Here is a 21190-nt window from a genome sequence, read left to right as displayed (position 1 = left end):
GAGGGACGAAACATGAAACATAGAACGAGCGGCTCTCCGCTGAGAAAAATAGCAATACTGGCTCTCATCATGATCCTTTGCTCGTGCGGCGGCGAGGAAAAGGACGAAACGCCCGTGCAGGTAATAAGACCTGTAAAGACCATCACACTCGGCGGCGGCCAGGGTTTCGGCAGGAGCTTCCCCGGCAAGGTGCAGGGGTCTCAAAGAGTGAACCTCGCCTTCAGGGTCAGGGGGCCGTTGATAGAGTTCCCCGTTAACGAGGGCGACGAGGTCAAACAAGGCCAGCTCCTTGCGAGGCTCGACCCGAGGGACTACGAGATCGCGTACGACGAGGCTTACGCGCAGTATGTCGAGGCCCAGGCGGATTACAAGCGATATAAAGACCTCTATGAACGTAATGCCGTGCCGCTGGCCGACCTGGACGTCAGAAGGGCGAAGCGCGACACGGCCAAAGCGAAGCTCGAATACGCGAAGGCGAATATCGAATACACCTATCTGAAAGCGCCCTTCAGCGGATACGTCGGCGCGAAATTCGTAGAGAACTTTCAGGAAGTAAACTCCTTCGACGATATACTGAGCCTGCAGGACCTGTCAAAAGTAGAGATCGTTATCGACCTGCCGGAGAATATACTGGCGTCCTCGAAGCAAGGGGACGTTGCGCAGCTCTATGCCACTTTTCAGTCCGCTCCGGGGGAAGAATTCCCCCTCACGATAAAAGAGATAAGCGCACAGGCCGACCCGAGAACACAGACGTACCGGGCCACACTCAGCATGGACCAGCCCGGAACGATAAGGGTGCTTCCGGGAATGACCGCTCAGGTGCACGTTGTGGGTAAAGCCAGCGAAACCGGCAACGGAAGCTACTTCATCGTCCCGGCGATAGCGGTCGTGACAGGCGACGGCGCCGACCAGTACGTATGGGTGGTCGACCAGAACGACATGACCGTACACAAGAGGGTTGTAAAAGTCGGCGCGGTAACCGGACAAAAGGAAATAGAAATACTCGGCGGGCTTAAAGTAGGCGAGATGATAGCCGTTACCGGCATCGCGCAGCTCAAGGAAGGAATGCAGGTTACGCTCCTCGAGTAGAATTCAAGGCATGAAGGTCTCCCCCGGATGAAGATAGCCGAATTGTCCATAAGAAAAAACGTAATCACGATCACGCTCACAATCGTAGTCGTCTACGCGGGGTTTAAATCGTTCCAGAGCCTGCCCAGGCTGGAGGACCCCGAGTTCACAATCAAAGAAGCCATAATAACTACGCCCTACCCCGGCGCGAGCGCCTCGGAAGTCGAAAAGGAAGTAACCAACGTGATCGAGAAAGCAGTCCAGGAGCTTGGGCAGCTGAAGAGGGTCGAGTCCACTTCGTCCCGCGGACTCTCGACGGTAAAGGCCGTGATCAAGGACGAATACGACAAGAAGAGCCTGCCCCAGGTATGGGACGAGCTCAGGAGGAAGGTTAACGATTACCAGTCCCAGCTGCCCCCGGGCGCGGGCCCGTCCCTGGTCAACGACGACTACGGCGACGTATACGGCGTCTATCTGGCGATCACGGGAGAAGGATACACGTATGCCGAGCTAAAGGACTACGCCGACCTCCTCAAGAGGGAGCTGCTCCTGGTCAAGGACGTCAAGAAAATAATCCTCTACGGCGAGCAGCCCGAGGCGGTTTACGTAGAGATGTCGCGCCCCAAGATGGCGGCGCTCGAGATATCGCAGATGGATATCTACAACGCGCTCCGGGCCAAGAACCTTCCCTCAGACGCCGGCGACATCGACGTGGGAACGGAGAAATACCCTATAAGCCCGACGGGCGAGTTTACTTCCGAGGAAGAGTTCGGGGACCTCCTGGTGAGCAGCCGCGGGGGCAAGAACCTCGTGTATCTGAGGGACGTGGCCGACGTCAGGAGAGGTTACAGGGAGCCGCCGAAAAACATGCTCCGGTACAACGGGAAACCCGCGATCGGCCTCGCTATATCGACGGTCCTCGGCGGAAACGTCGTGACAATGGGGGAAGGCATAGAGCAGAAGGTAAAGGAGCTCGAGCCGCTCGCGCCGCTTGGGATGGAGCTTGAAGTCATCTCTCTCCAGTCGGAATCGGTAACCCAGTCGATAAACGGGTTCGTAATAAACCTCATAGAAGCAATCGTAATTGTCGTGGTCGTCCTGCTTTTCGCTATGGGGCTCAGGAGCGGTCTTATCATCGGAGCCGTCCTCTTCATCACGATATGCGGAACTTTTGTTTTTATGGGCATGTGGAACATAACGCTCGAAAGGATCTCGCTAGGTGCGCTTATAATCGCGCTCGGCATGCTAGTAGACAACGCGATTGTGGTCGTAGACGGCATGAGGATAAAGATGGAGCAGGGAGAGGACGCTATAAGCGCGGCTAACGATATCGTGGGACAGACGGCAATGCCTCTTCTCGGGGCGACCGTGGTGGCGGTCCTGGCGTTCGCCGCGATAGGCACATCCAAGGACAGCACAGGGGAGTATTGCCGATCACTCTTTCAGGTCATTTTAATCTCGCTTATGTTCAGCTGGGTCACGGCGGTGACGATAACGCCTCTCCTCTGTAAACATTTCCTGATAGGGAAAAAGAAGCCCGGGAAGGTTGATTCCAACGCGAAAGACCCTTACGCGGGGAGATTCTTTCAGACTTATAAAAAACTGCTCATAGCCGCGATCAGCCGGAGATACGTAACTGTCGGCATCGTGGTCGGAATTTTTATCCTGTCCATCATCGGGTTCGGGTTCGTGAAGACCATGTTCTTCCCTACGGCGACGAGGCCGCAGTTTTTCGTCGAGCTATATTTCCCCGAGGGATATAGGATAGAGGACACCGCCAAGGAGCTCGACGCAGCGGAGAAATACCTCAGGGGCGTGGAAGGCGTGACGGACGTAATCACGGAGATCGGAGGCGGCGACCCGAGGTTCCTGCTCACGTATGTGCCGGGGAAGTCATCGTCCAGTTACGCCGTCATCCTTGCAACCGTTGAAAACTACAACGTCATCGACCCTATATTTCAGAAGACGCAGGACGACCTCGAAAAGCTCCTGCCCAATGCGGTCGTGAACGTGAGGAAATTCCTCCTCGGTCCCGGAGAAGGGGGGAAGATACAGCTCCGCATAAGCGGGCCCGACAGAATGGTGCTCAGGGAGCTCGCGGGTAAGGTCAAGGAGATCCTCAACGCAGACCCGCAGGCTAAAGCCGTGAGGGACGAGTGGAAGGAGAAGGTGAAGGTCGTCAGGCCGCAGATGGAGGAGGCCCAGGCGAGCCAGCTCGGAATATCCAGGCCCGAGGTCGCGAGGGCGTTCGAAGAATCGTTCTCGGGCACGACGACCGGCATATACAGGGACAAAAGCACTTTCGAGCCGCAGCTGATGCCTATAATCGCCAGGGCACCTGAATACGAGAGGATGAACCTGGACACTCTGCAGAGCCTCCAGATATGGAGCACGGCCGCCGGCAGAATGATACCTATAGGACAGGTGATATCGGGTTTCAACACAGAGACCGAGGACGCTAATATAGGAAGAAGGGACAGAGTGACGATGATAAAAATACACGCCGACCCTAGGACGGAGCTCCCGAGCGAGCTTCTCGCGCGCGTGAAGCCCGAGATAGAAAAAGCGCTTAACGTGGACGTAGGCAGGGTGACGGGCCAGGATTTCGGTCCGGAAGACAACCCCTTTCAGGACTTCGACCACGAGGTTATACCCATACGCGATTCCGACCAGCTGCCGCTAAAGGGACTGCCCGGCTACTATATAGCCTGGGGTGGAGAGGCGGAGGACTCCGCCAGGGCGAACGCCGGACTCCAAAAGAGCATTCCGGTATTCTTCGCTATGATGGTGCTCATAGTTGTGTTCCTCTTCAACTCGGTGAGGCAGCCCCTGATTATATGGCTCACAGTACCTCTCTCGATCATAGGCGTCACGGTCGGGCTCATCTTGTTCAAGCAGCCTTTCGGGTTCATGGCCCTCCTCGGCCTTCTCAGCCTCTCGGGAATGCTAATCAAGAACGCAATAGTGCTTATAGACCAGATTGACACGGAGATAAAAAGCGGGAAGGACCGCTACCAGTCGGTCGTTGATTCGGGGGTGAGCAGGCTGAACCCCGTGATGATGGCCGCGGCGACAACGATACTCGGCATGATACCGCTTCTCCAGGACGCGTTTTTCGTGTCGATGGCGGTGACTATCATGTTCGGTCTCCTCGTAGCTACCGTGCTCACGCTCGTCGTGGTCCCCGTCCTCTATACGATCTTCTTCAAGATACCGAACCCGTCCAGGTGACGGGAAGGCTATTCATTTCCTTTTATTCGTATCGAAGACCGCAGGGTCGGCGCATATCGCCCAGGCTTTAGCCTGTATCTCGCCAGGGCGCGTTCCGGTGTTAGCGCATTCGACATACCATGAAGAGCCGTCAGGAACAGGGGCGCTTTTCGCAAGGCTCGCCCAGCCGTCCGTCACTAGAAATCCAGTGCATTCCCCTCCCCCGCCGATGAGCTCCATACCCGCGGGACACGTACACCTGGCCGAGACGGCTTTCCCGGGCGCGGCTGATACGGTTTCAGACTCGGAGCTTACGGTCGACAAGCCTTCCGCACCTGCAGCGTTCGAATAAGTGTAAACCGCAGGCAGTATCATAATTAAAAAGAGCTGCAGAGCAGTCAGCATTTTCATTTATATACCTCCCGATAAATTCATCTAAATAATGTAACACATCCCGCCCCGGCACGGGTTATAATTAAACAGGCTTGAAAGAGAGGGAGCGCCAAGATGAAAGATGTTCTTTTAGTCTTATCGGCATTACTGTTACTAGTTCCTGCGTATCCGGCGTTCGCACAGTATGAGGACAGCGAACCCGGAGGAGAGGAAACCATGCCCGAGGAGGAGAGTCAGAGCACAGGCCAGGGCTCAGGCGAGCCTGTGGTTATCGAGCAGCAGCCTTACGAATACTATTACTGGCCGGAGGAAAACCTCGACAACTTCGGCCTTTCGACACTGGGTCAGGGCCAGGGCGGAAGCACGCTCGGCAGGAGCCTCCAGCGGAAGAGCAATATCGAGGTAAACGCGCCGAAAGAGCCTCCGACACAGGAAGGGGATAAAGACGGGGAAACGGGGGCCGCGCAAGAGGAAGAGGACACGGAGCTGTTCCCTCCTGATGAGACCGGGAACGAAAGCGTCTCCGTGGATGAAGCTCCGCCGGAGAGCCCAAAAGAAAGCGAGTTCTACGAATGGGTCGACGACAAGGGCAACGTCCATATAACGAACAACCTCGGCGACGTCCCGCTCGAGCATCAAAAAGAGATCTACGACCGGAAAGCCTCACCCGAGGACGACTAGTACAGGCCTTTATTATCGGCGCGGGATTGTGTAGAATAAATCCCGCAACTTCGTTACGGGTTTATGGAAATCCATTCTTATAACGGCCCGTACGCCTGATTCCCGAAGATCCAGAGTCACTGACATGCAGAGAAAATACCTGTATCTGTTAGCCGTGCTGGGATTCCTGGCTGTATCCGCTTACACGGCGTGGGCTTCCGTGAATACCGCATCCGAAAACTCCAAGTTCCCACCTGCGCTCGAGAGCTATAACGATTCTGACCTCGGGAGCATCCCCGCGATATTAAAAGACCGGATAAGACAGGAGCCGTTCAACCTCGTGGCGACTCTCATCTTCTTTTGCGCCATTGTCCACACTTTCCTGGCCAGCAAATTCATGACCATAGCGCATAAATGGGAGCACAGGCATGAGGAGCGAATAAAGAGAGGTGAAGCCGACGAGAATTCGGTGCACTTCGGCGCTGAGCTGTTTCATTTCCTCGGCGAGGTAGAGGTGGTGTTCGGCTTTTGGGCGCTAGTCTTAATAGTTGCGATACTGCTGGAATTCGGATGGCCCACCGTCGTCAATTACTTCAGTCACGGCGTTAACTTTACAGAGCCCGCGTTCGTGGTGGTTATTATGACCCTCGCGGCGACGCGCCCGATACTAAAACTCGCGGAGTCCATGATGTGGAAGGTCGCGGGCCTCATCGGCGGCTCTCTCGCCGCGCTCTGGTTCACGATCCTGACCATCGGCCCGCTTCTGGGCTCGTTCATTACGGAGCCAGCCGCAATCACCATATCCGCGCTCGTGCTCTCGAATAAATTTTACGACCTCAAGCCGAGCGCGAAGCTCAAATACGCGACAATGGGACTCCTTTTCGTCAATATCTCCGTCGGCGGCACCTTGACGCACTTCGCGGCGCCTCCCGTGCTTATGGTATCCGGTCCCTGGAACTGGGGGACGGACTTCATGCTCACTCACTTCGGATGGAAGGCACTCATAGGCATCCTGGTCTCAAACGGCATCTATTTCGCGGTCTTCCGTACGGAACTGGCCAAGCTGCAGGAGTCTTTCGCCTTACGCACGTTGAAAGACAAGATCGAGGCGACCTACGTCACACAGGCGCGCATACAAAAGGAATTCGACAGGGTCAAGGCGGCGGTAGAGAAAGAGAGAAGGATAATCGAGTCGATAAACGAGAAGACAGAACTCCTTTCAAGCCTGATACGAGAGAGGATGGAAGCCGAGTCCCTGCCCAAGCTCATGGCGGAAGGCATAGACGAGCGGCTCATAAGGGAGGCTTTCGAAAAACGCTTTCAGGAGATCAAGCTTAGAAAAATAAGGCGATTCCTTCCGGGCGTCCTGCCCGAGAGCATGCGACCCGAATTCGTCGACCCCGACTGGGACAAGCGGGAGGACCCCGTGCCCACCTGGGTAACGGCCGTGCACATCCTGTTCATGGCCTGGACGATAATCAACGCGCACCACACTCAGCTCTTCGTACTGGGGCTCCTGTTCTTCCTGGGCTTCGCCCAGATAACGGCTCCGTATCAGAACAGGATCAATCTCCAGCCCGCGATGCTCGTGGGGTTTTTCCTGGCGGGCCTCGTAATTCACGGGGGACTCCAGGGATGGTGGATCGAGCCCGTGCTCGGGGGACTGAGCGAGTTCCCCTTAATGCTGGGCGCAACAATACTCACAGGGTTCAACGACAACGCTGCGATTACATACCTGAGCACTCTCGTCCCCGATTTCACGGACAGCCTGAAATACGCAGTCGTCGCGGGGGCCGTCACGGGCGGAGGGCTTACAGTTATCGCAAACGCGCCTAACCCCGCGGGGCAGTCGATACTGAAGAAACACTTCGACGACGCGGTATCCCCCATAGGCCTGTTCACAGCGGCTCTTCTTCCGACTGTCATAATATTCCTCTGCTTCTGGTATCTGGGTTAAGAGCGCGGGCCGGGGTTAACGGCTCCCGGAGCAGCAGGGGGGAATTGCATGAACGGCTTCCGGTAGAAATTGATATAATGGAAAACACACGTTTGATTATCTCTTCCGTATACGGCGCTCGGGCACGGTCAGCAGCGGGGTCAGGCCCCTGCGGAGTATCTGCTCGGTAGTGCTCCCCCTGAGGGCGTCGAGAAACCCCTGATTGCCCTTGGTCCCCATAACTATAACGTCGGCAGCGACCTCATCCGCGACGCCGAGTATGTTTTCCACAATGCTCCCACGGCGCGCTACGGTGTTCCACACCCATCCGGCGTTTCCGGGTGGCCGTACGACCGGCATATCCGCAGGCTCCCCGACGTATAAGAGAGTGAACACGCAGGCTTTATTTCCAAACACCTGCGCGAGCCGCGACGCGGCGTAAACGCCGAGCATAGGATCGGGCTCGGAGTCAATAGGTATGAGAATATTCCTGAGACTTATAGTTCCGTCTTGCGAGGACACGAAACCGCGCTCGTTGTCCTTTATGAAGAGCGTCCAGCCGCCCGAATCGCGGGAGACCTTTCCCGCGACCGACCTGTGGAGAAGGTTTCCTGGACCCGACCTCGTGTGGGCGGCGAGCACGTTTACTTCAGACGGATGAGTCCTCAAGTAATTGAGTATCGAGGCCACGGGGTCCTTGTGAACTGCCACCACTTTTGAATAGGAGAAACCGAGCGAGCGGAGGTCGTCCTCTGCATTCTCCTTCGAAATAATGTTCCAGCGCACGAGCGTGTCCCTTATCCTGGGGAATTCCGATATGACGTCCTTGCCGTGTGTCGGCAGCACATGGAACAGCTCGAGCCTCGCGTTCGATGACAGCGCCAGCCTTAGAGCATGCGCAAACGCGATGTCGCTCAATTCGGAAAAGTCGGTCGTGTGGAATATGCTGCCGAAATAGATATTAGGATTCGGACCCTGCGCAAAAGCGGCGTCGGAACCGCTTTGCGAGTCCGAACGTACTTCCTTTCTCCTGAGGATTTCCTCAAGAGTCCCGTAAGCCTCGTTGATAAGCTTTATCTTGGATTCCGCTCGGATTCTCAACCGCTCGCTATTGGAATACTTATCCGGGTGCCATACCTGCACCAAGTCCCTGTAAGCGGCCTTCAGCTCTTCGTCCGTGAAATTACGGCCGAGGTCGAAGAGTTCCAGGAATCTCCCGATCTTACGGTCGTCCATACCCTCGATTGCAATCAGTTAAGAACGTTATAGCCCCTTCCGATCATGCAGTTCCTGTATATCTGTTCATAGCCCTTTTCCGAATCATAAACCCCTTTGGCACCTCCCGCAAGTCCGCCTATTACGGCGCCGTATGCGAGCCCCGCTACAGTATTCCCCGCTATAGTGCCGATGAGCGCGCCGGTGCCGGTGCCTACCGCTCCGCCGACGACCGTATCCTTAGCCGTATTCTTCCAGCCGGGCGCCCCCTGCTGGGCTATGGCCCTGCACTCCGCCTGGTCCCTGTAATAAGCGTCGTCATTTCCGACGCTCCTAGGATCTACGACCGGGTTATAAGTCTGGCACCCAACGATCGCAACCACAGCTATAAGAAACACAATTTTTTTCAACTCTTTAACCTCCGTGTTATTTCTTCGAATTCATCTATCCGGCCACTACCAATATAATAACCGTTATTTCCTCATTTCCTGAGAAATTTCTACGAAATCTCCACCGATGGGGTCCTTGAGCTTGTAACCGACGAGCGGAGTGTATTTGCCGAGCTTGTAGTCCCTGACCGTCAAAACACATTTGGTCAGGCCGCCTTCGGGGTAGCATGAATAAGAGATATTCGACCCCGCGATCTTGTTCGTATTCCCGTCGACCACCACGGACGGTATGAGTCCGAAGTTATGGACATCGAACCCGCCTTTTGCGTTCTTGGAGGCGCGGAAAAGACCGATGAATTCCACTTCTTCCGTCGCCTGGGCCTCTTCGCCCGCGCTCACGACAGACATCCTCCTCGCCTCCTCGTAGATAATGGGCTGACCGCCTATGTCGTTGACCCTGTCGATTATTTTGATAGTAATGCTCTCCACCGGGGCCCCGTCTTTCGATTTAGTTATCACGGTCTCTATCGGAACTTCGAAGTCGCTGTCCCCGACACCTACCGGCTGGCCGAACCTGCTTTCCTTAATTATATCCATCCCGTCTTCCTTGGATTGCGTGACGAGCGTTTTTCCCGCGAGTAAACTGTCGTACATCTGGCGGAACTCGGCGATCGTTATGTCCGCCTCGCCGGCGCCGACATTGAGTCCTCCTGTAAGAAGAATCAGAAAAAAAGCCGCGAGCCGTGTGATTTTACCCATCTCTACCTCCCTGAATTTATCTTTTATCCGGTTTTATAAAACCATTCTAACCCCAAAAATATTTCAATTCAAGCAATACATCTCCTACGGAACATGGGAAAAATCTGATTAAAAACAGATGTATAATAAAGCGGATGGGAGCAGAAAATTTAAGTGAAACCGGCAAAGCCCCGGAGCGGGACGACGAAAGGAGGCGGTTCATACTACAGGTAGTCCAGCCCGGGTTGGCAGGGCTCATGGACGGTACCGTGTCGTCGCTCGCGCCCCTATTCGCAGCGGCGCTCGCTACGAGGGACAGCAGGACCGCGTTCCTCGTAGGTCTCGCAACAGCCGTGGGTGCCGGTATCAGCATGGCGTTCTCTGAGGCCCTTTCGGACGACGGGAAGATAAGCGGGAGAGGGAGCCCGTGGCTCCGGGGTATGGTCGAGGGCTTCATGACGTTCATGGGCGCGATTGGGCACGCGCTCCCCTTCCTGATCGACAGGTTCGAAACCGCTCTGGCAGCAGCATCCGTCGTGGTCGGCGCCGAGCTTATAACGATCGCTTATATAAGAAAGAGATATATGGACACGCCATTTCTATCGGCGGCTTTCCAGGTAATAGTGGGCGGTCTCATAGTCCTCGCGACGGGCATACTCATAGGAAAGAGCTGAAATCAGATTCCTATCACGCTCAGCTTTTCGAGCACGAACCCTATCATACCGTCTCTCCTGACATAACCCTCTACATGAAGAGACGACAGGTCTTCAACGACGGGTACCCACTTGAGCCCGCGCACCCGCATGGTCCCAGCGACGACGGTGCTCGAATCCCCGGCGGTCACGACGACGGGGTTCTTGTTCATGAATGCGGAGACGTTCGTTTCCGGTCTCACACCGGCGTCGACGGCCTGGAAGATATCGGTACGAGTGACTATTCCAAGGAGCTTGCCCGAGTCGTCCGCGACACAGCAGAATTCGAGGTCGCTCCCGCTCAGCTTCCTGACCGCGGTCTGAAAGGTATCGGAGGGCGAAAGCCTGTCTGTAAATGGCTTGACAAAAGTGGCGAGCGGCTCGGCGTGCAGTATGTTGTAAGCGGCCGGGATCCGCTCCCATATATCCACGCTCCTCCTTTTCACGGCATCGGCGAGGAATTCCTTGAAAGGCGCAAGCGTGCCCGATATCTGCTGGAACACCTTGCTGCCCATGATAGTCAGCTCGACGTTCGTCCTCGCCCGGACGCTCGCGCTCCTGTTCCTGTTCTCTAGCAGCGCCATCTCGCCGAAGAAGTCCCCCTGCCCGAGGACGGCCACCACGGTCTCCTTCCCGCTATCGGGCACCGACCTCACTACCTCGACCTCACCCGATTCTATGATGTAGAAGCCCATCGAAGGATCCCCTTCCCTGAAGATATAATCTCCCGGCTGGAAATGGGCTCTGGATATCCTTTCAGTCTTGTCCCCTTTTGGGTGCGCCAGGTCACGTGAATAGAATATTTCCCACGCCCAGTCGAACCCCACCTTGAGCTGGTGGGAGAGCGACGGAAGCTTGAACAAATAGACGGAGCGCCATAAGAACCAGGCCAGGAAGCCCGAGATATGGAGCCCCAGGAACTCCGCAACGGCGTTGTGTCCGCCTATAGCGCACAACTGCCCGATCATCTTGAACCTGAAGGGCCTGGTCTCCTGACCTTTAAGCACCCTGACTATGTTGTTCGCCGCCTGCCTCCCCTGCCTTTCAGCGAATTGTCCCGTCGTAGGACTCGGCTTCTTGTCGTAGTCGTTCATTATAAACGCGCAGTCCCCCACCGCCCACACGTTCTTCATCCCACTCACCCTCATATCGGGCTCGGTGAGGAGCCTGCCCTTGTCCTTTGGCGCATCGAGTTTCTCGACCATAGGGGAAGGGGCGTTGCCGACCGTGCATACGATGGTAGCGCCCTCGACAGTTCCACCGTCTGAGAATCCGACGCATTCGGGCGTCACGTAAGAGACGCGCTTGTTCAGCACCACTTTCACGCCCGCCTGCTCCATCTTTATCCTTGCGAAATCCCGGAGGTCCGAAGTGACCTCGGGCAGGATCTGGTCCCTCGAATGGATGAGCGTGACCTTTATCTCCTCTTTAGGGATATTTCTGTAATACTTTCGGGTTTCCCTGACGAGGTCGTTTATTTCCCCGGCTACCTCCACCCCGCTGAACCCTCCCCCCACGATAACGAACGAAAGGTACCACTTCCGGAGGTCGACGTTGTCGGCGATCTCCGCGTTCTCCATCTGCTGGAGGACATGGTAACGGAGAGCTACTGCATCGCCCACGGTCTTCAGTGGAAAGGCGTGATCCGCCATCCCCGGTATGAGGCCCAGGTTGACATCCGAGCCGCACGCTATCACCAGGTGGTCGTAATACATCATCCCCTTCCGCCCGCGGTCGCCAAGGAACTCGACGTAATTATCGTTAACATCGATGTGTATCACGTCCTCGGTCCTGCAGTAAACCCCGGGGAGCATCTGCCTGAGCGGTACCGCCACGGGCTCAGGGCTTATCGAGGCTCCCACGACCTCGGCGAGCAGGGGCTGGAAAACCATGTAGTTCTCACCGTTGAACAGGATTACATCCGCCTCTTCCCTCGAGAGACTGGCACGCAGCGTCTTTGCGCATTTTACGCCCGCGAATCCGCCGCCGATTATAATAATCTGTTTCCTGACCATCTATACGCTCCCTCTGCTGAGAATAACCGTGTGATATGAATTTTACGTTAAGGATAAGGCCGCAAATATTCTTCGGTTTAACTTTTTTTATCGGGACAGCGTCACGGGGAATTCATACCCCGATATACTGCCGCTCTTGTCCTTATAAACGACGAGGGTCTCGATCTGATTCTGCGATGCGCCGTGCGGCTGAAGGGCTTTTACGTCGAAGGAGATCGATGTTTTACCGCCCCCGCCGCTCCCGACGGCAATACCGTCTACAATAAACGAACTGCCTGGCGCGGGGTATAGCCCGACACCGGCGAGCGCGTCTTCTGGATCGAGGAGTATTACGACCGAGTACTCGTTCTCACCTTTAGAGACCGTTTCAAGCTCTATATCGAATGGCGGTTTCCGGCCCGAATAATTCACGGGCAAGCGGGCGTTCCACTCGGTGAACAATTCGGTATTTACCCGCCCTGCGCTCTTTGAAACGGGGAGCGTAAGCACCAGCTCGGCCCTGCCGGGTATGCATATATCCCTGCAGCTGACCCACGAGACCATCGCTTTGATATCGACTGACGAGCCGGGCTTGAGATCGCGGGGCGGCGTGACGCGGGCCGAGAGCAGGAGCGAGTCTTCGTATCCGTAATCGGTGAGACCTCCCGATCCTTTGAATACCGAAGGCACAGGCCATCTGAGCCCGGACGCAGTAAAGCCTGGAGGGAGCGCGAATTCGACGGACGTGGGGAGACCGGAATCCCCGGGGTTCTTCCAATATACGTGCCAGTGAGGCTCCACCTCCAGCAGCACCGCAACGTCGAACGGTTCTCCGGGCGCGACCGCGGAGACGCCGGCCAGTATACGGGCCTTTACAGGCTGTGGCTGCTCGTTTGCGGATACCCCGGTCCGGACGAATGAAATTACAGCAAACATCAGTAAAAGTATTAGAAATAGTCTTATCATTTTTTCCCCGTTCGTTTCAATCGGCGAAAACCCCGCACCCGGTACTTATTTAAATCCTACTTAAACCATTTCTCGGGCGATACGCGTACGGCGAGTACTTCCCCGCGCGCGCACTCGACGCCGTCCGAATACAGTCCGCAGGATACGACGGTCTTTTTCCCTTCCCTCTTTTCCACACCCGCCCGGAGAGTCACGGGCTTTTCTATAGGAGTAGGCTTGTGATAATCGATCTTCATCGAAGCCGTAACGTACCAGATGAATGGCTCGCTGTTTAGCTCCCTCCCTTCCACCCTGTACGCGTCCGCTATAGCAGTGCAAATGGAATGACAGTCTATGACCGTGGCGATAATCCCGCCGTTCAGATACTCGTCAGGGCCCGCCTTATGGTTTCTAGACGGCAGGAAGACCGAAACGGATTCGTCGCCCTCCCAGAAGCTCTTCAGATGGAGGCCGTGCTCGTTCCCGCTGCCGCAACCCCAGCACTTGTTCTTTTCCCAGTAATCCTGAAACGCTTTCCCGCTCATAACGCAGCCTCCAAATGAAAATCAATTTTCTTTAACCGGCAAGCCTCTCACCGCTTTACCTGCCTCTGTTCCGCCCTTCCGGCCCTGATATGGAATGCCTTCATCTCACCCTTAAGTCTTATCTCCCCGAGGCTCGTCGAAGTGATGAATATCTGCCCAGGGAACCCGTCGAGGAGACCGAAGAGAAACCCCTTTCTCTTTTCGTCGAGTTCGCTCGTAACGTCGTCGAGGAGGAGGATCGGGGTTTTGCCGAGCGATGCTCTCACGAGCTCTATCTCGGACGACTTCAGCGCGAGCGCGAGGTTCTTCGCCTCTCCCTGGGACGCGTAGAGGGACGTGTCTTTACCGCGTATCGTGAACCCAACAGCGTCCCTGTGAGGCCCGAAAGTCGTATGCCCCCGCCTCCTGTCTCTTTCGAACCTTGAAGCGAGCTCTCTTCTGAACGCCTCTGCCAGGCCGTCCGTTATGAGGGCGGAGCTCCTGTAAAGCATGTCCACATCCGCATCGTCGCCGGACGTGAGCCTGTATATGCGCCTCATGTGAGGGACTATCTTATCTATATACCGGAGCCTCCTGGATACGACGAGGCTCCCGGTTTCGGCGAGCTTCTCGTCCCACACCTCGAGCATCCCCGGAGTCAGGCCGGACGCTTTAGCCAGGACCGCGTTTCTCTGGAGGAGCGAGCGGTGGTAGAGCTTGAGGTCGCGGAGATGAGCGGGCTCGAGCGTGCAGATGAGCGCGTCCAGATACCTGCGTCTCCCCTGCGGGCTCCCCTTTACGAGCTCGATGTCAGAAGGGAGGAAGGATACGACGTTATACCTACCCAGTATCCTCGACGGCTTGTGCACGACCTTACCGTTGAGCGTGACGGTTTTCTTCTCGCGGTTCAGAAGAACATGCACCTCGTCGATCCCCGCCTCCGATTCCACCTCGCCCTTGATCCTGCATTCGGAGGCTCCGAAGCTGATGAGCTCCTCGAACCTCACCTGCTTGAATGGTCTCTGCATCAGGAGCAGGTGTATGGCCTCGAGCAGGTTTGTCTTGCCCTGCGCGTTGTCCCCGTATATAAGGTTTATTCCCTCGTGGAAAGAAAAATTTTCGGCCGCATAGGACCTGAAGTTTCTAAGTGTCAAGGATTTCAGTATCACGGAGTCTTGGTCGAATATAGGTTAGAAAAATTATAATAAAGAAGAAAGGTTTATTCAATCGGAATCTCCAGCTGCCAAATGTTTCTTGACCCTAAAAAGGGTGAACGGTATTATCTTCATAGGTCATCACATGATAGCTCTCAAGATATGCGAGTTGGCGAAGAAGGACGCGGGCAAGGGCTTCGCCCGCCTTAATCCGGGGGATATGCGCGAGATCGGGGTCGATCCGTGGGACCTCGTAGAGATAGGCGGGAAAAGAAAAACCATAGTACGCGTCATGCCCCTCGACAAGTCCCTTACCGACAAATCGATAATAGAGATTGACGGCGTAACCAGAGAAAACGCGCGCGTCGAGCTCGACGAGCACGTATTCGTCAAGAAGATCGAGAACAAATCGGCCACCAAGGTGGTTCTCGCGCCGAGGAACATGGACATACTCTACAACGGGAACGAAAACAAGTATCTCCTCGACAGGCTCGACGGTTACCCCATCACGGTGGGGGACAAGATACGGGTCAAGCTGCCTAATTCGGGGCTCGAGGACTTCCAGGTCATAGGAGTGATACCGTCCGATTCGTCCACGATAAGATCCACGACCAAGGTGGACATAAAAAGGAAGCCCAAGGTAAAGTTCGACAGCTCCCGCGTGAGCTTCCAGGACATCGGGGGATTGAAAGAACAGATAACGAAGGTGAGAGAGATCGTCGAGATCCCTCTCAAGTACCCCCAGCTCTTCGACAAGCTCGGTATAGACCCGCCGAGGGGAATCCTTCTTGTAGGTCCTCCCGGGAGCGGAAAGACGCTCCTCGCCAAGGCCGTAGCCCACGAGACAAACGCCAACTTCCAGGTCATAAACGGCCCCGAGATAATGCACAAGTTCTATGGCGAGAGCGAAGCCAGGCTCAGGGATATATTCGAGATAGCCGCGAGGAACCAGCCGTCGATAATCTTCCTCGACGAGCTGGACGCGATCGCGCCCAAGAGGGACAAGGTATCGGGCGACGTGGAAAAAAGAATTGTATCCCAGCTCCTCTCGCTCATGGACGGACTCAAGCACAGGGGAAATATCGTGGTCATCGGTGCTACGAACCTGCCCTCTGCCATAGACCCTGCGCTCAGGAGGCCCGGGAGGTTCGACAGGGAAGTCGCGCTCGAAGTGCCCGACAGGAACGGGCGTGCGCAGATATTCGAAGTCCACACACGCGGCATGCCGCTTGACGACGACATCGACATCGAGCGCCTGGCCGACCTCACGCACGGGTTCGTTGGGGCAGACATAGAGAACCTCTGCCGCGAGGCGGCGATGAAATCATTAAGGAAGACACTCCCCGACTACGAAGACGGGGAAGAAGAGCTCCTGTTCAAGAACGGCAACCTCGCGCCTATAAAGGTGGGCATGGGCGATTTCATGGAAGCGCTCAAGGAAGTGGAGCCGTCGGCCATAAGGGAGATCTTCGTCGAGATATCAGAGGTCACGTGGGACGACATCGGAGGACTAAAGGATATAAAGGACAAGCTCGTTGAGGCGGTGATATGGCCGATAATACATAAAGACCTTTTCGAAATAACGGAAACGAAAGCGCCCAAGGGGATACTCCTCTGCGGCCCTCCCGGGACGGGTAAGACGCTCCTCGCGAAAGCGCTCGCCAACCAGAGCGGGGCGAACTTCATTTCCGTGAAGGGGGCCGAGCTCCTGTCCAAGTACGTAGGGGAATCGGAGCAGGCCGTGAGGGACGTGTTCAAGAAGGCGAAACAGGTGGCCCCGTGCATCGTTTTCTTCGACGAGATAGACGCGCTGGCTCCCCCGAGGAGGGAGTCAGACGGGACACGCGTATCCGAGAGGGTAGTGAGCCAGCTCCTCACGGAGATGGACGGCGTCGAAGACCTGAGAGAGGTGCTCATACTTGCAGCAACGAACAGGATAGACATCGTCGACCCTGCGTTACTCCGCTCGGGCAGGTTCGATCTCATATTCAATATCCCTTATCCCGACGAGGACGAGCTCCACGAGATACTCAAGATCCACACTCGCGGGAAGCCGATAGCGAAGGAAGCCATGCTCAGGGAAATCGCCCGCAAGACCGCGGGGCTTTCGGGCGCCGATATAGAGCTACTTTGCCAAAGGGCATCGATCATCGCCATCAGGGAGCACCTGAGGAACAGGAAAAAGGCAATAAAGATAACGGAAGGGCACTTCGACGAGGCGCTTTCAGAGCTCAGGAGCAAGACCATAGCGAACGCAGATTCCAACAACATGCGCCCGGAAAAAGAGAGTGTCTGAAAGAGAGGTACTCCTTTACGTATTTTCATTCATACTCGGATCCGTAATCGGCAGCTTTTTGAACGTCTGTATATACAGGCTGCCTCGGGGGGAGTCCATTGCATTCCCCCCCTCTCACTGCACGTCCTGCGGTAGGGGGATAAGGTTCTACAACAATATCCCCATCCTCAGCTATATAATTCTCCGAGGGAAGTGCGCCGACTGCGGCTCGCGTATACCGCTCCGTTATCCGATAGTCGAGCTTATCTCGGGCATTACCCTTACGGGCCTATTCTACAAATTCGGCCTCTCTCTCGATGCTTTATTCTACGCGCTTCTAGTGTATTCTCTCATCGCAGTCACGTTCATCGATCTCTCTCACATGATAATCCCGAACGCGATAACTATACCGGGCGCCGTCGTAGGATTAATCTTTAATGCGCTCGTAACTGACTGGGGAAAGAGCAGGGATCTCCTGGGGGCGTTCAGCTGGAGCCTCGAAAATTTTTTCGGGGTTCTCAACGAAGTGCCCTTCCTCGACTCCGTATTCGGGCTCGTCACGGGCGGTGGACTCCTGTTCCTGATCGCTTTTCTCTACATCGCCGTAAGGAAGCAGGAGGGGATGGGGATGGGGGACGTTAAGCTCCTCGCGATGATAGGGGCGTTCCTCGGCTGGAAGGGCGTCGTTTTCGTCATGCTCGTGAGCTCACTCCTCGGAACGATTACAGGGCTCTCCATAATCCTCTATAAGAAGGGAGACCTTAAATACGCCCTCCCCTTCGGCCCTTTCATTTCCCTCGCCGCCGTAATTTACGTATTTACGGGCGGCTTCAGTCTCATAAATTAATTACCCGGGCGGCCTAAAAAGAACTAAACTTAGGCATAAAGGGACAGCTGCGCACCTCCCGTGCCAAGGGGCTTCGTGCCGTATGCCTGAAAAATGAGACAGATAGGGCTCAGAGCGGAAATTCTCGTCAACATACTCTTCATAACTGCGGTCGCCATGTTCCTGATAGGCGTGATCGCGTTTAAGGTGACGGAGAGGTACGCCGTCCAGGGGAAAATAGACGGCGTCGATATAATGATCACGGCGCTCGAGGGCTCATACCTCAGGAACAACGATATAGAGGGCGGAATGGAATTCCTGAAAGGCGCTCTCGATCCGGGCGGATGGGGTCTTATTGCGGGGGACGGCGAAAGATTCTATTCCAGCACGACCGGCGGAAAGAGCGGAGAAGGAAGCGGAGACCCGCTGATACTCGAAGCGATGAGGACGGGGAGCAGGGTGACCGAGGTCGAGGGCGTTAACTTCCCTCCATTATCTTCGTATGAAGCGGTCAAGGTCGCAGCCCCGGTAAGGATGCCGGGCAATACGAGAGGTACGGTCCTCATCTACCAGCCGCTTTCGTCTCTTGAGGACAGCCTTGTCTTGAGCCAGAGGCTCATCGCTCTCTGGATAATCCTTTTCCTGATTATTATCGCGCTCTTCGGTTTCTACATACTTTCGAGGAGGATAGTGGGGCCGGTGCACGAGCTCATAAAGACGACTGAGAAGATAGGCGCCGGCAGGTTCCCGGAATCCGCCGATATCGGCAGGGTGAAGGAAATCAACCAGCTTTACTCTTCGCTCCGTGCGATGTATGACGAGATAGAGAACGGAAAAAAGAGGCTCAGGGACAAGATAAGTGAGCTCGAGGAGATAAACGCAGAGCTCAAGTTGACGCAGAAGGAGCTTATAGCGGCTGAGAAGCTGGCCTCTCTGGGACAGCTTTCTGCGGGAATCGCACACGAGATAGGGAACCCCCTCTCCGCGATAAAGGGCTATGCCGAAGTGCTCAAGAGAGCGCCCGGTATAGACGACGGTAAAAGGGACGGCATCGTAGGCGATATACTCAGAGAAGTGAGCCGCGTCGACAGAATTATAAGGACGCTTCTCGATTATTCGCGGCCGAGGAAAAGCTCGCCCCAGATCGTAGACGTGAACTCGGTGATTTCGGAGACAGCAGAGATACTTAGGAGCCAGGGCGCGCTCAGGGATATCACGCTCACTCTCGACCTGTCAGGCGACATGCCCGCGATAATCGCCGACCCCGGGCAGCTCGCTCAGGTAATAATCAACCTCGTGCTCAATTCCCGTGACGCACTCCGCGGCCGTGGGGAAATCGCTATCTCGACGTCGCGGGAAGGGGATACCGGAGCGGTGATATCGGTGCGGGACAACGGCGAGGGAATACCCGGAGATATAATCGACAGGATATTCGACCCCTTCTTTACAACGAAAGACCCGGGTCACGGCACAGGCCTCGGACTCTCGGTCTCGGCCAGGATAGTGGAGGCGTTCGAAGGCGTGATCAAGGTAGAGAGCGCCCAGGGGAGCGGGGCGCTGTTCACTATAACTTTCCCTGCCGCGAGAGGTTACATGAATGCAGAAAATTTTGGTAATTGACGACGAGAAGGGAATACGGGATTCGTTGTCGCTGATATTCAAGATGGAGGGTTACGAAGCGGAGAGCGTCGATAACGCGAAGTCCGGCCTTGCGCTTATCGACGAGGGCAACAGGTTCGACTTCATTATATGCGATATAAAGCTCCCCGGAATGGGGGGTATGGAATTCCTGGAAGAGATGAGGGAGAGGGACCTTTCACCCGTCATAATCATGATCTCCGCCTACGGGACTGTGGACAGCTCCATAGAGGCTATTAAAAAGGGGGCTGACGATTATATAAACAAGCCGATAAACACGGAAGAGCTTGTCCTCAGGATGCGGATGGCGGTAGAGAGACAGCGCCTCAGGCTAAAAAATATCTACCTCGAGAAGGAAATCGGAGCCCGGGGAGAGTTCCGGGATATAGTCTACGAGAGCGAACGGATGGAAGAGGTCATAAAGCTCTCGGAAAAAGCGAGTCAGTTCAAGACCACCGTCCTGATTTCGGGTGAGAGCGGGACGGGAAAGGAGCTCATAGCCAAGGCCATACATAACGGGGGCCCTTGGAAGGAAGGCCCGTTTATCGCCGTCAACTGCGCCGCTATACCCGAGACGCTCATGGAGAGCGAGCTTTTCGGGTACGCGAAGGGGGCGTTCAGCGGGGCCGACAGCTCGAAGAGAGGGTTGATTGAAGAGGCCCACGGAGGGACCCTGTTCCTCGACGAGATCGGAGAATTCCCGTTATCGCTCCAGTCGAAGCTGCTGCGGGTCCTCCAGGAGGGAGAGATGAGGAGGCTCGGCGACACCAAGCTTATGAAGACGGACTCGAGGGTGATCGCCGCCACCTCCCGGGACCTCGTACGGGATGTGGAAGACGGGAGGTTCAGGAACGACCTCTACTACAGGCTGAGCGTATTCCCGATCACCATCCCTCCGCTGAGGGAGAGGAAGGAGGATATTCCCCCGCTCGTCGGCCATTTCATCGCCAAATACAACGGACGGTTAAAACGGCGGATCGCGGGCACAGCACCGGAAGTGATGACGGTCTTAATGAATTATGACTGGCCCGGCAACGTGAGAGAGCTCGAGAACGTAATAGAAAGGGCCATGATTCTCTCGGACTCGGAATATATACAGAAAATAGAGCTCGGCGAGGCTCAGCAGAAAAAAAGCCCGAGCCCCGAATCCTGGTTCGACACGCTATCCTACGAAGAAGCCAGGCACAGGATCGAGAGGTCGTACATCGAGAAGGCCCTAGCGGATGCCCGCGGCAACCGCACGAAGGCCGCTAAGATACTGGGGATAAGCCGCCGCTCTCTCCTCTATAAGCTGAAGGAGCAGAAGGAAAACTGATCTGGAATCCAGTCATTTCAACACAAATCGCGGCTGGCCGTCCTGAACACTGAATCAAGTTCAGCACTGGCTTGATTCAGGAAAGCCGCTCCTACAAATATTTGTCATTTCGAGCAACGGTTTAGAGTGTGCGCAAGAACCGACCGCCCTCGCTTAGATAACAAAAGCGAATTACCACTCAGAAAATGCAGAATCAAATTCTAATAGCGAGAACTCTA

Annotated in this window: 16 protein-coding genes and 1 pseudogene; 9 read left to right on the top strand and 8 right to left on the bottom strand. The window is 55.5% G+C overall.

Translation table 11 applies throughout. From position 1 onward, the window contains the following. Positions 1–12: 12 nt before the first annotated feature. Together AB1598_01705 and AB1598_01700 are read left to right on the top strand one after the other, a co-directional pair. Complete coding sequence (locus tag AB1598_01705) at positions 13–1089, top strand: efflux RND transporter periplasmic adaptor subunit (protein MEW6143709.1); 1077 nt, start codon at positions 13–15, stop codon at positions 1087–1089. Between the two features lie 27 nt (positions 1090–1116). Beyond that, positions 1117–4299 (top strand): efflux RND transporter permease subunit, encoded by a 3183-nt coding sequence (locus AB1598_01700; protein MEW6143708.1) that lies wholly within the window; start codon positions 1117–1119, stop codon positions 4297–4299. A 12-nt stretch (positions 4300–4311) separates the two neighbouring features. On the opposite strand, the gene AB1598_01695 is transcribed toward AB1598_01700, so the two are convergent. Then, positions 4312–4689 (bottom strand): hypothetical protein, encoded by a 378-nt coding sequence (locus tag AB1598_01695; protein ID MEW6143707.1) that lies wholly within the window; start codon positions 4687–4689, stop codon positions 4312–4314. A gap of 96 nt (positions 4690–4785) precedes the next feature. Between AB1598_01695 and AB1598_01690 the strand changes: the two genes are divergently transcribed. Beyond that, positions 4786–5352: a hypothetical protein gene (locus tag AB1598_01690; GenBank protein MEW6143706.1), complete on the top strand. Its 567-nt coding sequence runs from the start codon at positions 4786–4788 to the stop codon at positions 5350–5352. A gap of 124 nt (positions 5353–5476) precedes the next feature. Further along, positions 5477–7288, top strand: coding sequence for a putative Na+/H+ antiporter (locus AB1598_01685; protein MEW6143705.1), 1812 nt, complete (start codon positions 5477–5479; stop codon positions 7286–7288). Positions 7289–7384: 96 nt separating this feature from the next. On the opposite strand, the gene AB1598_01680 is transcribed toward AB1598_01685, so the two are convergent. The 3 genes from AB1598_01680 to AB1598_01670 all read right to left on the bottom strand — a co-directional run bounded on the left by AB1598_01680 (position 7385) and on the right by AB1598_01670 (position 9630). Beyond that, the gene (locus AB1598_01680; GenBank protein ID MEW6143704.1) at positions 7385–8503 is read right to left on the bottom strand and encodes a universal stress protein; all 1119 of its coding nucleotides are present in this window, start codon (positions 8501–8503) and stop codon (positions 7385–7387) included. A 14-nt stretch (positions 8504–8517) separates the two neighbouring features. Next, a complete protein-coding gene (locus AB1598_01675) occupies positions 8518–8892 on the bottom strand; it encodes a glycine zipper domain-containing protein (GenBank protein MEW6143703.1) in 375 nt (124 codons plus the stop codon). 63 nt (positions 8893–8955) lie between these two features. Further along, the gene (locus AB1598_01670) at positions 8956–9630 is read right to left on the bottom strand and encodes a hypothetical protein (GenBank protein ID MEW6143702.1); all 675 of its coding nucleotides are present in this window, start codon (positions 9628–9630) and stop codon (positions 8956–8958) included. Positions 9631–9803: 173 nt separating this feature from the next. Here AB1598_01670 and AB1598_01665 point away from each other — a divergent pair. Beyond that, positions 9804–10283 (top strand): annotated as a pseudogene (locus AB1598_01665) (rubrerythrin). A 2-nt stretch (positions 10284–10285) separates the two neighbouring features. Here AB1598_01665 and AB1598_01660 read toward each other — a convergent pair. The 4 genes from AB1598_01660 to AB1598_01645 form a co-directional block, all read right to left on the bottom strand. Next, positions 10286–12316: an FAD-dependent oxidoreductase gene (locus AB1598_01660; protein ID MEW6143701.1), complete on the bottom strand. Its 2031-nt coding sequence runs from the start codon at positions 12314–12316 to the stop codon at positions 10286–10288. 87 nt (positions 12317–12403) lie between these two features. Further along, on the bottom strand, positions 12404–13261 hold the full coding sequence (locus AB1598_01655; GenBank protein MEW6143700.1) for a protein-disulfide reductase DsbD domain-containing protein: 858 nt from the start codon (positions 13259–13261) through the stop codon (positions 12404–12406). A gap of 56 nt (positions 13262–13317) precedes the next feature. Beyond that, the gene (locus AB1598_01650; GenBank protein ID MEW6143699.1) at positions 13318–13785 is read right to left on the bottom strand and encodes a PaaI family thioesterase; all 468 of its coding nucleotides are present in this window, start codon (positions 13783–13785) and stop codon (positions 13318–13320) included. 47 nt (positions 13786–13832) lie between these two features. Continuing rightward, a complete protein-coding gene (locus AB1598_01645) occupies positions 13833–14918 on the bottom strand; it encodes a DNA replication/repair protein RecF (protein MEW6143698.1) in 1086 nt (361 codons plus the stop codon). A gap of 145 nt (positions 14919–15063) precedes the next feature. Between AB1598_01645 and AB1598_01640 the strand changes: the two genes are divergently transcribed. From AB1598_01640 to AB1598_01625, 4 genes are all read left to right on the top strand, one after another. Further along, entirely contained in the window at positions 15064–17214 is a 2151-nt protein-coding gene (locus tag AB1598_01640) for a CDC48 family AAA ATPase (GenBank protein MEW6143697.1), read from the top strand. Further along, positions 17207–18040, top strand: coding sequence for a prepilin peptidase (locus AB1598_01635; protein ID MEW6143696.1), 834 nt, complete (start codon positions 17207–17209; stop codon positions 18038–18040). Before AB1598_01640 ends, AB1598_01635 begins: the two co-directional genes overlap by 8 nt. 93 nt (positions 18041–18133) lie before the next feature. Further along, the gene (locus AB1598_01630) at positions 18134–19639 is read left to right on the top strand and encodes an ATP-binding protein (GenBank protein ID MEW6143695.1); all 1506 of its coding nucleotides are present in this window, start codon (positions 18134–18136) and stop codon (positions 19637–19639) included. After that, positions 19617–20972, top strand: a complete 1356-nt coding sequence (locus tag AB1598_01625; GenBank protein ID MEW6143694.1) for a sigma-54 dependent transcriptional regulator — start codon at positions 19617–19619, stop codon at positions 20970–20972. The genes AB1598_01630 and AB1598_01625 overlap by 23 nt, the downstream gene beginning before the upstream one ends. The last annotated feature ends 218 nt before the right edge of the window (positions 20973–21190 follow it).

The sequence above is a fragment of the Thermodesulfobacteriota bacterium genome, assembly GCA_040754335.1.
Classification (GTDB): domain Bacteria; phylum Desulfobacterota_D; class UBA1144; order Nemesobacterales; family UBA2774; genus 2-12-FULL-53-21.
The sequence above is the reverse complement of the archived record's forward strand: the minus strand, read 5'-3'. Positions and strand labels throughout refer to the sequence as shown.

Bases quoted from the DNA above. Each gene is read 5' to 3' on its own strand.
- AB1598_01650 (MEW6143699.1), bottom strand. From the start codon at position 13,785: ATGAGCGGGAAAGCGTTTCAGGATTACTGGGAAAAGAACAAGTGCTGG.
- AB1598_01630 (MEW6143695.1), top strand. From the start codon at position 18,134: ATGAGACAGATAGGGCTCAGAGCGGAAATTCTCGTCAACATACTCTTC.
- AB1598_01685 (MEW6143705.1), top strand. From the start codon at position 5,477: ATGCAGAGAAAATACCTGTATCTGTTAGCCGTGCTGGGATTCCTGGCT.
- AB1598_01640 (MEW6143697.1), top strand. From the start codon at position 15,064: ATGATAGCTCTCAAGATATGCGAGTTGGCGAAGAAGGACGCGGGCAAG.
- AB1598_01625 (MEW6143694.1), top strand. From the start codon at position 19,617: ATGCAGAAAATTTTGGTAATTGACGACGAGAAGGGAATACGGGATTCG.
- AB1598_01690 (MEW6143706.1), top strand. From the start codon at position 4,786: ATGAAAGATGTTCTTTTAGTCTTATCGGCATTACTGTTACTAGTTCCT.
- AB1598_01705 (MEW6143709.1), top strand. From the start codon at position 13: ATGAAACATAGAACGAGCGGCTCTCCGCTGAGAAAAATAGCAATACTG.
- AB1598_01680 (MEW6143704.1), bottom strand. From the start codon at position 8,503: ATGGACGACCGTAAGATCGGGAGATTCCTGGAACTCTTCGACCTCGGC.
- AB1598_01695 (MEW6143707.1), bottom strand. From the start codon at position 4,689: ATGAAAATGCTGACTGCTCTGCAGCTCTTTTTAATTATGATACTGCCT.
- AB1598_01700 (MEW6143708.1), top strand. From the start codon at position 1,117: ATGAAGATAGCCGAATTGTCCATAAGAAAAAACGTAATCACGATCACG.
- AB1598_01655 (MEW6143700.1), bottom strand. From the start codon at position 13,261: ATGATAAGACTATTTCTAATACTTTTACTGATGTTTGCTGTAATTTCA.
- AB1598_01670 (MEW6143702.1), bottom strand. From the start codon at position 9,630: ATGGGTAAAATCACACGGCTCGCGGCTTTTTTTCTGATTCTTCTTACA.
- AB1598_01660 (MEW6143701.1), bottom strand. From the start codon at position 12,316: ATGGTCAGGAAACAGATTATTATAATCGGCGGCGGATTCGCGGGCGTA.